This window comes from Halorhabdus amylolytica, assembly GCF_004944975.1.
In the GTDB taxonomy this organism is placed as follows: domain Archaea; phylum Halobacteriota; class Halobacteria; order Halobacteriales; family Haloarculaceae; genus Halorhabdus; species Halorhabdus amylolytica.
In genome coordinates, this window is the sequence record NZ_SPQG01000011.1 from 34,657 (window position 1) to 46,495 (window position 11,839).

8 protein-coding genes and 1 pseudogene are annotated in these 11,839 nt (G+C 62.1%); 2 read left to right on the forward strand and 7 right to left on the reverse strand.

Annotation, left to right across the window (positions count from 1 at the left end; all coding sequences use genetic code 11):
- Nucleotides 1–146 precede the first annotated feature (146 nt).
- Nucleotides 147–1,073, forward strand: a pseudogene (locus tag E3374_RS12995) (carbohydrate kinase family protein).
- Between the two features lie 47 nt (nt 1,074–1,120).
- Here E3374_RS12995 and E3374_RS13000 read toward each other — a convergent pair.
- From E3374_RS13000 to E3374_RS13025, 6 genes are all read right to left on the reverse strand, one after another.
- Nucleotides 1,121–3,643, reverse strand: a complete 2,523-nt coding sequence (locus E3374_RS13000; RefSeq protein ID WP_136689391.1) for a beta-mannosidase — start codon at nt 3,641–3,643, stop codon at nt 1,121–1,123.
- Between the two features lie 225 nt (nt 3,644–3,868).
- Nucleotides 3,869–4,927, reverse strand: coding sequence for an ABC transporter ATP-binding protein (locus E3374_RS13005; RefSeq protein ID WP_136689392.1), 1,059 nt, complete (start codon nt 4,925–4,927; stop codon nt 3,869–3,871).
- A complete protein-coding gene (locus E3374_RS13010; RefSeq protein ID WP_136689393.1) occupies nt 4,920–6,011 on the reverse strand; it encodes an ABC transporter ATP-binding protein in 1,092 nt (363 codons plus the stop codon). Before E3374_RS13010 ends, E3374_RS13005 begins: the two co-directional genes overlap by 8 nt.
- Nucleotides 6,011–7,051, reverse strand: a complete 1,041-nt coding sequence (locus E3374_RS13015) for an ABC transporter permease subunit (protein WP_136689394.1) — start codon at nt 7,049–7,051, stop codon at nt 6,011–6,013. The genes E3374_RS13010 and E3374_RS13015 overlap by 1 nt, the downstream gene beginning before the upstream one ends.
- Nucleotides 7,038–8,042: an ABC transporter permease gene (locus E3374_RS13020; RefSeq protein ID WP_136689395.1), complete on the reverse strand. Its 1,005-nt coding sequence runs from the start codon at nt 8,040–8,042 to the stop codon at nt 7,038–7,040. Before E3374_RS13020 ends, E3374_RS13015 begins: the two co-directional genes overlap by 14 nt.
- A 233-nt stretch (nt 8,043–8,275) precedes the next feature.
- A complete protein-coding gene (locus E3374_RS13025; RefSeq protein ID WP_211194972.1) occupies nt 8,276–10,129 on the reverse strand; it encodes an ABC transporter substrate-binding protein in 1,854 nt (617 codons plus the stop codon).
- Between the two features lie 229 nt (nt 10,130–10,358).
- On the opposite strand from E3374_RS13025, the gene E3374_RS13030 reads away from it, so the two are divergent.
- Nucleotides 10,359–11,276 carry a HEAT repeat domain-containing protein gene (locus tag E3374_RS13030; RefSeq protein ID WP_136689396.1) on the forward strand — a complete coding sequence of 306 codons (918 nt, stop codon included), beginning with the start codon at nt 10,359–10,361 and terminating at the stop codon, nt 11,274–11,276.
- Nucleotides 11,277–11,563: 287 nt separating this feature from the next.
- On the opposite strand, the gene E3374_RS13035 is transcribed toward E3374_RS13030, so the two are convergent.
- The gene (locus E3374_RS13035) at nt 11,564–11,809 is read right to left on the reverse strand and encodes a hypothetical protein (RefSeq protein ID WP_136689397.1); all 246 of its coding nucleotides are present in this window, start codon (nt 11,807–11,809) and stop codon (nt 11,564–11,566) included.
- Nucleotides 11,810–11,839 lie beyond the last annotated feature (30 nt).

Sequence of the window (11,839 nt, forward strand, 5' to 3'; positions counted from 1 at the left end):
CGATCCGGAACGTGCAGGACAGTCTTCCAGTGAGGTCGACCGTCTGCTGGACGTGATCGATACTGTCCCCTGGCGTCACCAAACTCATTATGGACAAAATACAACCGACTGACATGACGCACTCACAAACGCTTATCGCGGGGGAAATGCTCGTCGACATGTTTCCGGCTGCACCGGGCTCACTGTCCGAGGCCGAGTCCTTTGAACGGCGGGCGGGTGGGGCGCCGGCGAACGTCGCCGTTGCCATGGCTCGCCTGGGGCGACCGGCCTCCCTCTGGTCGCGCCTCGGTACGGACCCGTTCGGCACGTATCTGGAGGGGGTCCTGGCCGACAACGACGTCCCGTCTCGCTTCCTGGAACGGGACGCCGAGCACAAGACGGCGCATACGCTCGTCGGAACCGATCCGGACGCCGACCAATCGTTCGTCTTCTACAAGGAGGGGACGGCGACGATGGCCTTCGAGCCGGAGTGGATCGACGATTCTGTACTTGATGACCTCGAATGAGTCCACTTCGGCGGCGTCCTCCTCTGTGAGGAACCGTCCCGGAGCGCGATGTTGGACCTCGCGGAGCGTGCTGGCAACCGGGATTGTACGGTCTCGTTCGATCCGGACACGCGGGCTGATCTCTGGCCCGACCGGAGCGATCTCGAGCCGACAGTACGAACGGCGTTTGGTCACGCGGACGTGGTCAAGTCCGATCGCGAGGACCTGTCGATCCTCCTCGAGGGAGAGTCCGAACCGCGGGCGGTTGCCGAACCCATCACGGAGTACGGCCCACATACCGTCTTTCTCACGCGTGGGTCGGCAGGGACCTTCGGATTCGCCACGGAAGCGGCCCCCTGGGGGCCGGGGACCGTCGATGAACCGAGCGTGGATGTCGAGGCTGTCGACACGACCGGTGCCGGCGACGCCTTTACTGCGGGCGTCATCACCGCGCTGGTCGAGGGAACGTCGTTCCGCGAGGCGGTCCGTTTCGGTAACGCTGTCGGCGCGCTCGCGACGACCGATGTCGGCGCGATGTCGTCACTCCCGGACAGAGGATCCGTCGAGGAATTCCGCCGCGACGACTGAAATGCGTTCCTCAGTAGGTCTCCCGGAGGTGTCTCACCGAAAGGTCCTCAGTAGGTCTCCCGGAGGTGTCTCACAGAGAGGTCCTCCTGCAGACGCGCTTCGATCAGGCCGTCGCGGTTGTCGTCAGTCGGTTCGAAGGTCACAGTCCGCGTTTCGCCGGGCCGCAGGTGGAAATAATTGTCCGAGAACGCCCCGATCAGTGAGCCGGGATCGAGTTCGACGAACAGTGCGGTCCTCTCGCTTTCGACGGTCACGTCGGCCCCGTCGATCTCGATGTCTAGTTCCGTCCGGGGCAATTCGAGCGCCTTGTAGCCCTCGAAAAAGGCGACGTTGGGGTAGGATTCACCAGGACCCTCGTACTCGGCACGGAGCATGACTGCCGACGTGTCGACGCCGTCGGGCAACTCCTCGCGGTCGACGGTCAACAGTGGCGTGCTTTCGCCAGCGTCGACATCGACGTCGACTGTCCGTTCGTCGAGGACATCGCCTGACGTCACGTCGACGATCTCTACCATTACGTCCCCTGAGACCGGCTCGGGTCGATCGCTGGTGAGCCAGAGTGTCTGGGCGGTGACCTCGCCCCACTCCCGCTGGCCGTCATCGGCCTGGGCGTTCTCGGGGCCGTCGTCGCCGTCGAACGTCGGGTGGAACGAGACCAGGACGGGAGCGTACTGACGGCGGGCCATGTACTGTTGGGCTTTCCACTTGCCGTCGTACTCGATAGAGGCCCAGGAGGCTACCGGCCAGAGATCGTTGAGTTGCCAGTATAGCGTCCCCATCGTCGTGGGCTTGCGCCGCCGCCAGTGCTCGATGGCAGTCTTCATCGCGAGACCGTGCTGGACCTGTGAGAGGTAGACGAAGTCCTCGAAGTCAAAGGGGAACCGGAAGTACGAGGCCAGGCGAGAGAGGATGGTGGCGTTCCCACCGGGATTGCGCTGGTGATGTTCCATTAGCGGCGCGGTCGGATTGAAGTCCTCCGCTTCGAGGACCGTCCGCAGGGAGTCTAACGAAGGGAACGACTGGTAACCGAACTCGGAGACGAACCGCGGCTCGGTCGTGAGGTAGTTCTCGAAGGGTTGGCCCTCGTGCCAGACGTTCCAGTAGTGGATGTCGCCTGCTTGGAAGCTGTATGGATTGTCCTCGTCGGGCCCGCTGGAGGGAGAACCCGGCCAGAACGTCCGGGAGGGGTCTTCCTCGCGACAGGTCGCCCCGACCGTCTCTTCGTAGAGCGCCTCGTAATCGTCGACGTGTCGGTCGTGGGCGTCGTGATCGCCGAACCAGTTGTGAAGTGCTTCCTCGTTTTCGTTGTTCCCACACCACAGGGCGATCGATGGGTGGTTGGCGAGTCGGCGGACCTGGTAGCGGACCTCGTCTTCGACCGATTCGAGGAACTCTTCGTCCGCCGGATAGAGTGAACAGGAGAACATGAAGTCCTGCCAGACGAGGAGTCCGTACTCGTCACAGAGATCGTAGAACGTCTCGTTCTCGTAGTAGCCACCGCCCCAGACCCGCAGCATGTTCATGTTTGCCTCAGCGGCTGAGCGGATCACATGTTCGTACCGATCGTCGGTGACGTCGCCGTACATCGGGGCGACGGGGATCGTGTTCGCCCCTTTCGCGAACACCGGGGTGCCGTTGATCTCGAAATAAAAAGACGTGCCGTCCGCGTCGGGTTCGACCACCAGTTCCACCTCGCGGAAGCCGATCGACTCGGTCGTTACGTCCTGGTCGTGTTCACCCTGGACGCGGACTTCCAGTTGTGACAACGGCTGATCGCCGTAGCCGTTGGGCCACCACAGGTCGGGATCTTGTACTGTCATCGTCATTTCGACCGCCTGGCGACCGGGTTCGAGCGTGACCGTTTCGGCGGTCGACGCGTCGTCGACGGCCGCCGAGAGGTCGTATTCGCCGGAGCGGGGAACGTCCAGGCCGACTCGAACGTCGAGGTCGACCGCCCCCTCGCGGTGGTTCTGTTCGGTCGTCGTATACGTGATCCGGGGATCCGTGTACCCGACCAGCGCTATGTCCCGATAGATACCCATCGTCGGCAGACAGGGCCCCCAGTCCCACCCGTAGTGACACTGGGCCTTGCGGACGAACGGCCGACCGGGTTGTTCGATGGGATAGTGAGTGTATGGCACCTCGTGAGGATACTCTTCCATCCGCCCGGTACCGTACTCCACTGGTGAGCGGAATTCGACTGTGATTCCGTTCTCGCCGGCTTCGAGTGCCTCGCGGACGTCGAACTCGTTGCCGACGTGCATGTTTTCGGACTCACCCACGATCGTGCCGTTCACCGAGACCGTCGCGACGGTGTCGAGTCCCTCGCACGTCAGCAGGACGCGTTCGTGATCGAGGAACGCGGCGTCGACAGTGAACGTCCGTCTGTACGTCCAATCTGTCTTTCCGACCCATTGGACGTCGAGCTCGGTGTCCCCGCGGAGCGGGTCCTCGATCTCCCCGGCGTTCACGAGATCCGTGTAGACGCCACCGGGAACGCTGGCGTCGAGCCACGTCCGATCGTCGCGTTCGGAAAACTCCCACCGGCCGTTCAATGACTTGCGCCGCATGGCTATCCATGAGTGGATCCACGTGTATAATATTATCGGAAGATATTGGGGAAATTAAGGGTGGACAGGGTTCTATCGGTGGGATCGCTCCTTTCTCCGGTCGTTCCCGGAGGGCCGGATAACCGATCCCGAAGCTGGCATCGTCGACAGGTAACGTCCGTCAGAGTCGGTGTGAACGAGCGGTCCGTAGCTCACGCCCGATCAGTCCGTCAGCTTGGGGCTCTGTCAGTCCGTCAGCTTGGGGCTTTCCCAGTAGTCGTGGTCCTCGTTCTCGCGGAAGCATGCGACGTGGTGGCGGTCGTCGCTGTACGTTGGTGGATGTTCCGTCTGGCAGGCTTCTCGGGCCTCCGGACAGCGTGTGTGGAACCGACAGCCCGACGGTGGATCCACCGGGTCCGGGACGTCGATCTTTCGCATCGGGATCTCGCCCGTTTGCTGGAGTGAGAGGTCAGGCGTCGCCCACCGGAGGACGTTCGTGTAGGGATGTTTCGGACTGTTGACGATCTCCTCGGCGGGACCGATCTCGGCGAGTTCGCCGAGGTACATCACGCCGATCTGTCCGTCGGCATGGGCGGTGAAGTACCGCGCGTTCGAGAGGTCGTGGGAGATGAAGATGAACGACGTGTCGAACTCCGCCTGGAGTTCGAGCATCAGGTCCATCATCTCGACCCGTAGAGAGACGTCGACCGCGCTGATTGCCTCGTCGGCAAGGATGACGTCGGGATTCATCAACAGTGCCCGACTGAGTGCGACGCGCTGCTGTTCGCCCCCCGAGAGCTGGTGTGGGTATCGATCGGCGAAGTCCGGGGCAGGGTTCATCCCGACGCGTTCGAGCAGCGAGAGGATCCGCTCGCGCTTCTCCGTGCGACCGAGATCAGGTCGGACCTGTTTGAGTGGTTCCGCGAGGATCGTCTGGATACGGCGATTGGGATTGAGCGAACTTCCGGGGTCCTGGTGGATGATCTGGAGGGACGTCCGAACGTCCCGCCAGGTGATGTCGGCGTCGCTGTTGCCGTCCCTGATGTCCCAGATATCGTGACCCCGGTACTTGACGCTCCCGCCGGTCGGCCGCTGGAGGCCGATCGCCGTCTTGCCCAGTGTCGTCTTGCCACAGCCGGATTCGCCGACCAGCGTCACGACATCGTTCTCCATGACATCGATAGACACGCCGTCGACGGCCCTGACGACTTCCGTCTCGTCGCCGAACTCCAGCAAGCCGGGTTTGTCCTCGAAGTGGACCTCGACGTCCTCCAGCGAGAGGACCGGCGTCCCGTCGTCACTCATCGGCGTCACCTCCGCTCGTACCGCGGTCTTCGAGCATATCTTCGTAGTTCAACAGGATCTGGGCCTGTGCGGCTTCCCAGCGGAAGCACCGCGCACCCTGTCGATCGGAGACGTCGTGGTAGTCCGGTTCGGATTGCATACACTGCTCCTCGGCGAGTGGACATCGGGGATGGAACGCACACCCCGACGGAAGATTGATCGGGGCCGGACTCTGGCCCTCGATGGGTTTCATCTCCGCGAGTGGCGCGTCGAGGTTCGGCGTCGAGTTCAACAGCATGCGCGTGTAGGGGTGTGCCGCGTTTGCGACGAGATCCTGCGTCGGAGCGACCTCGACGAACCGGAAGGCGTACATGATCGCCATCCGGTCGGCCAGTGCCGCGATCAGCGGCAGGTCGTGGGTGATGAATACCAGTGAGATGTCGTATTTCGCCTGTAGATCCTCGAGGAGTTGCAGAATCGACCGTTGCATCAGCAGGTCTAGTGCGGCGGTCGGCTCGTCCATCACGAGTACTTCCGGGTTCAGAACCATCGACAGCGCGATCAACGCGCGCTGGGTCATCCCACCGGAGAGTTCGTGTGGATAGGCGTCGAGCACCCGGTCGGGATCCAGATAGAGGTCACTGAGCAACTCCCGGGCGAAGTCCATCCCCTCCGCGACGTTGGCGTCGTGGGCCTCCAACGTCTCCTCGAAATGTGTCCTGACTTTCAACACGGGGTTGAACGAACTCATCGCGCCCTGGAAGACCATCGAGATCTCTTCCCAGCGTAGTTCGCGGAGCTCCTCTTTCGACAGGTCGAGTACCTCGATCGGCTCGCCGTCGCGTGGATGATAGGTAATTCGGCCGGTCAATACGCCCGGATCCGGAACCGAGTCCAGCAGCGACGAGGCGAACATCGACTTCCCGGAACCGCTCTCGCCGACGACGCCGAGTACCTCGTTGCGGTCGAGGTCGATACTGACGTCATCGAGGACGTAGGATTCACCCTCGTCGTAGGTGACCTTCGCGTTGCGAATCTCGATGGCCGGGTCGACGATCGACCGCTCGTCGAGTTCACTGCCAGCGTCGACCTCTTCGATCGCCATCAGGTCATCACCCCCGCTGGGGCGTCTGCGTCCTCTTCTTCTTCGATCGTTTCGGATTCACCGGCGAGACGAGTTCTGACACGTGGATTGAAGATCCGGTCGGCCCCCTGTGCGAGGAGGATCATCGATAGCGCAAGCCCCATGATCATGATCATCGGGAACAGGAGCTGGTAGAGGGCGGCGATACCGACGAGGGAGCCTTGTGAGTACGCACGATCGAGTTGGATGCCCCAGTTGGCGACGCCGGCTGGGAGGATGCCGAGGTAGTACAGCCCGACCGACGAGAAGATGACGAACCGTGCGGCGTTGGCGAAGTTCACGAGTACATATGGCATGATATTCGGGATGACGTCCTTGAACAGGATTCGCGGCGTACTCACTCCCATCGTTCGAGAAGCCTCGACGAAGGATTCCTGCCTGATCGAGAGGACCTCCGAACGGATCGCCCGCCCCAGACCGGCCCAGTAGTTGACCATGAGGACGATCCCCAGAACCAGCGGGTTAGTCGGCCGTAGCACGACAGCGAGAACCATTACCAGGGGCAGCCCGGGGATCGACATCGCGAAGTCGGTAAACGACGTCAGTACGGTGTCGACGGTCCCGCCTTTGTACCCGGCGACGGTCCCGATCAGTACGGCGACGACGGTCGCGAACACGCCGCCCGAGAGGACCATCAGGAGCATGTTCGGCGTCGCGTGGATGATCTGGGCGAGGATGTCCTTTCCGGACTGCTGTGTCGAACCCAGGATCGCGCTCAGGTCGGTGAACGGGGGGACACCCCGTCCACCAGGATAGCCGGGTACGTCGACCTGATTGGTCTGTGGGGCCCGATAAAACCACACGCCGACCGTTCCCATGAGGACGTACACGAACAGGATCGCGCTCCCGATCCGCGTCCGCCGGTCGTTCCAGGCGACCATCCCCGGTTTGCGGATGAACTCCTCGTAGAAGTCCTGCAACCGCTCGCGGCGGGTCAATTCGATCTCCGATTCGCCGTAGTCAAACGAGAACTGCTCGTCGCTGGATTCAGAATGACTCACTTTGATCACCCGTTTGGATCCGTGGATCGACCAACCCGTAGGTCAGATCCGCCACGAACACCCCGATGACGAGTGTACTCGTCAGGATGAGGAAGATGCCCATCATCAGCGGATAGTCCCGGGATTCTAAGCCTTCGTACATGTAGTAGCCGATACCTCGATACGTGAAGATCTCCTCGACGATGACGGTCCCGCCGAGGTACCACCCGACCGACAACAGCATGCTCGTGTACATCGGGAGGATCGCGTTCCGGGCGACGTACGTGATCGAGATCCGTCGATCCGACAGTCCGCGGAGCCGAGCGACGGTCACGAAGTCCTTCCCGAGGACCGAGATGCTGTTGCCACGCATCGCCAGCACCTGTAGCCCGGCGCCGGTCAATACCATCGACGCGATCGGCAGGACCGAATGATACAACGCGCTCCCGACGAACGCGACCGAGAACACGGGCGCCTCCAGGTTGGGGTCGATGCGGAATCGCGTCGGGAACCAGCCGAACTCGTAGCCGACGATGATGATGAGCAACATTGCGAGTACGTAGAATGGCATCGAGGCAGCCAGGATCGAGGCGCTGCTGGAGGCGAGGTCGAAGTTCGACCCCTCGAAGTACGCCATGATGGCTCCCCAGACGATCGCGAGCGCGAACACGAGGATTGTGGTCGCGATGGCGATCCAGAGTGTCCAGGGCAGGGCCCCACCGACGACTTCTCCGACGGATCGGCCGGTCGAGATCGACTCGCCCAAGTCTCCTTGGACTAGCGAGGTGATGTAATCGAAGTACTGGACGTATATCGGCGCGTCCGGCTGGATTTTCGTATACGATTGAATCAGTGTCTCGACTCGCTCCGGACTGGCCCCACTCCGGATGAGTTGGGCCCTGAGCTGGACGAGCGGGCCGCCCGGCAGCAGGCGGATCAATGCGAACGTGAACGTGGCGACCGCCCAGATCGTCACGATCACCCGAAGGAACCGTCGTAAGTAGTAGTTCATCGTTGCGTATAGTCGTTGGTCATCGTTGCGTATTTTCGTATGATTCGGTTCGATACGTGTTGGTTGATACCATTGACTCGCTCGTGTGTTTCATCGATTGGGTTCCGATGTGATCAGGATTGCCGGTGATATGGCATTAGTCGTTTCGATGTTTCGCGTCGTGGGGACCCGTCATATCCCCCCACTGGCGACCCGAAAGAAGCCAGGCAGTGGGTGACGGTCACTCGCGTCGGTCAGTCACCGCTATAGTTCATCATCCCCTGGCGCGGGAGCCACGCGTTCGGCCAGTGGACCTGTGCTTGTTCGGTCTCACCGACGTTTTCGGGGACGTCCCACTCGTCGCTCGTGAGCCAGCTCTGTTCTTGCTTCTCGGCGACAGGAATCATCGGGAGGTCGACGTTGGTGACCCAGGCCTGTTCGAGGACGATGTCTCCAGCCGTGCTCTCGTCGGTTGTCCGGGCGAGTTCGGACAGTCGGTCGCTCGGATTGACCGTCATGGCATTTTCACCGGTCAGATCCCCCATTTCGGGCACGCTGACGTCCGCGTTCGAACCGCCGCGACTCTCGTTTGCGGCCGGATAATTGTAGCTGTGCCCGCGGAAGTTCTCGATAAGCTGGTGGCGAAGGCTGAAGTACGACAGTGCGCCAGTGGGAGCGCCGGCGTTCCAGCCGCCGGAAGCGAGCGTGAAGTTCCCTTGTGGCCAGACAGTGTCCAACAGGTTGCTGAAAGACCGGCCGTCGAGTTCGGCGTCGAAGCCGAATCGGTTGAGGTGATCGACGCAGGTCTCGGCCGCCGTGACCCAGTCGCTCCAGCCCGAGGGGACCTGAACGGGGAGACTCACCGCATTGCCGTTATCATCCTTCCAGGTGCCGCCATCCTTGGAATAGCCGGCCTCCTCCAGCACCTCGGCCGCGCGGTCGGTCAGCTGCTCGCTTTTGCCGTAGGTCTCGAAATCCCCGGCACTGTCACCCAGTACTCGCTCCTGGCTCGAGTTGCCGATGCCGACCAGCCAGTCGGGGGCCTCCTTCGAGCGTGGCCCCGCGTTCTGGACGACCTGCTCACGGTCGATGGCGAAAGCGATCGCCTGCCGAACCGCGCGGTTTCCGGTGTGCTTGCCCTCGTGGTTCGGCACGAGTCCGTAGCCCCACAGCGAGGGTGTGGCGACCTCCTCGACGGTGTTGGGGTACTGTTCGACGATCCGCGGCGGCGTGAAGATGGTGAACGCCGAGTCGATGTCGAGGTTCTGCAACGCCTGGTAGACCGCCTGGTTCTCGCCCATGAACTGGAAGGCGTAGTTTCCGAAGTTGATGTTTCTCGCGTCCGGATGGTTCTCGCGACGAGTCGTGTTCAGCTGATCCCCTCCTTTTTCGTCTAGTTCGAAGGGGCCGCTCGCGATCGCGTCCGTCCAGGCGAAGTCGTTCTGCAGTTCGGTCAGTGAATTCCGATATTCCCCGAAGACGCTCTCGGGGACCTGTAGCCACTCGTTGGGCAGGATACTGAACGTGAGGATGTCCGGATTCGTCTGTTCGGTCAGGTTGAGCAGGACCGTCCGGTTCCCGTCGGTCTCGACCGACTCGACGTAGTCCGCGTACGCGCTGCCGATCACGATGCCCAGTTCCAGCTGGAGCTTGACGTCCGAGGCGGTGACGTCCTCGCCGTTCGACCACATCAGGCCCTCCCGGATATCGAGCCGGTAGGTCGTCTCGTCGACCAGTTCCCAGTTCTGGATCCCAAGGGGCATGAACTCCCCGCGTTCGTAATTGTAGTACGCGAACTTGTCGAAGAGGATTTCGTGTGAGACCTGTGCGAATCCCGCCGGATTGTACGGGTTCCACTGGACGTCTGCTGTCGATAGTCCCGTCTGACTGACGTGCTGGACGTCAGCGTAGACATCTTCGCCAGCTCCATCGTCATTCCCGTTATCGGTCCCGCTGCTCTCGTCACTGTTCCCGTCGTTATCCCCGCCGTCGGTCGGTTCGTCGCCGTTTCCACACCCGGCCAGTGCGGCAGTTCCTGCGACGCCGACCAGTTCCATGAACCGACGACGGTCGATTACCTCTCGATAGTCCGCAGGCTTCTCCACCATAGTACATTGGGGATAACGACAGCTCTGGGTAATAAAGATTTGGTACGAATCCCACGAACGGACGATTTCTTTACGGATCGAACACACGAAAGTGGCTCCGCACTCGACGTGTCGGTCGGGCTCTTTAGATCCGACTACGATCGCGAACGTGCTCGCAGGGCATGCCGGTGGTGGTCGGACGTGGGGATCGTCCGGTAGCTATAACCGGGTGGATCGGCGAGACGTGGACATGGCTGACCGATCGACTGGCGACTTACGGGCCCTCGACCCCGGCGAGGTCACCGCGGCGGCGGTCCCGACCGACCTGCTCCTCGAAGACCTCCGGAGCGAGGAAAACATCGTTCGAACCCACGCGGCAAACCTTCTCGGTGTGGTCGCCGCCGAAGATCCGTCGGCACTCCGGACGGAAGTGGGATTGCTGGTCGAACTACTGAACGACGAACGGCGGGTCGTCGTTCGAGAATCGCTCGGGGCACTGGGCGACATCGCGGAGGCGTATCCCGCGGCCGTGGCTCGACACCTCGATGCGCTCGTCGAAACGCTGTCCCACGACGTCGATCTCTTTCGGTTGCTTGCTGCCAGGACGATTACGTCACTGCTGGACGAACGCCCCGAGTGGTTCCAGGAGTACGTGCCGAAACTGGTCGACGCTCTCACCGTCGAGATCACGAACCCGGTTGCAGGAAGTGACTTCGCGCCGGCGGAGAACAGGGCGCTGTTCGGACGGGAGTCGGCCATCAGGCGACGATCCGAGGAACGACAGCTCACCGCGCGGCTGGCAGCCGGTCGGGCGCTCGTCGAACTCGCCGAGTCCGACGACGTCTCGCTGTCGGCCCACGCGGACCAGTTACTGGAACTGCTCGACAACCCGGACCGCCACGTTCGGACTGTCGGCGTGGTCGCGGCCGCGGCTATCGCCGAAGACGATCCGTCGTCGGTGACAGGCGCAGTCGAGCCACTGTGTGCTGCCCTCGAAGATCCGGACGAGACGACAGCTGCACGGGCCGTCGTGGCACTCGGATTCGTCGCCGACCCGGCGGCGATCGATCCGCTCCGGTCGCTCGCCGAGGACCGGGACCGTCCGGAAGACCTGCGCGATCTCGCCGCCGAAACCGCGGACTGGATCGAACGGACTGACGACGCTTGATCCCCCTGCCTGTCGATCAGTTTGTCGCGGATCTTCGGCTGCAGTTGATCAGTCCGTCGTAGGTTCTCGACTGCAGTCGGTCAGCTGTCGCAGCTCGTCGGTTGCCGTCGATCAGTCGATACCGCCCGGCTCGTCAATCCGGGCCCCGTTCGCGTACGTGGGTGGTACTGCTCGCGTCGGGACGCGTCACTGCCGGAGACACGTTTCGTCGTCGAGATGTCCGTGCGTCACTGCCGGAGACACGTTTCGTCGTCGAGATGTCCGTGCGTCACTGCCGGAGACGTGTTTCAGTTGTCGGGTCGCTTGTTGTCGTGTCGCCATCGCGCGTAAGAGAAGACTATCCCGATGGCACCGGCTGTCCCGAGAACGAGTACCGTGTTCAGGTACGCGAGTTCGCGTGATCGGGATCCGGGCTCGCTCAACAGGATCGAGATGGCCGTCACGACCGTCAGGAACAACGTGAATCGGAACAGCACTCCGAGATACTGGCGGATGTCATACAGCGCCTCCCAGAACGCGTCCCGTTTGGTCATAAAGGAACAGCTACGCGATCACTGAAGAAG

Excerpts from the sequence above, each read along its gene's own strand:
- E3374_RS13000 (WP_136689391.1), bottom strand. The coding sequence starts at position 3,643 with ATGCGGCGCAAGTCATTGAACGGCCGGTGGGAGTTTTCCGAACGCGAC.
- E3374_RS13005 (WP_136689392.1), bottom strand. The coding sequence starts at position 4,927 with ATGAGTGACGACGGGACGCCGGTCCTCTCGCTGGAGGACGTCGAGGTC.
- E3374_RS13010 (WP_136689393.1), bottom strand. The coding sequence starts at position 6,011 with ATGGCGATCGAAGAGGTCGACGCTGGCAGTGAACTCGACGAGCGGTCG.
- E3374_RS13020 (WP_136689395.1), bottom strand. The coding sequence starts at position 8,042 with ATGAACTACTACTTACGACGGTTCCTTCGGGTGATCGTGACGATCTGG.
- E3374_RS13025 (WP_211194972.1), bottom strand. The coding sequence starts at position 10,129 with ATGGTGGAGAAGCCTGCGGACTATCGAGAGGTAATCGACCGTCGTCGG.
- E3374_RS13030 (WP_136689396.1), top strand. The coding sequence starts at position 10,359 with ATGGCTGACCGATCGACTGGCGACTTACGGGCCCTCGACCCCGGCGAG.
- E3374_RS13035 (WP_136689397.1), bottom strand. The coding sequence starts at position 11,809 with ATGACCAAACGGGACGCGTTCTGGGAGGCGCTGTATGACATCCGCCAG.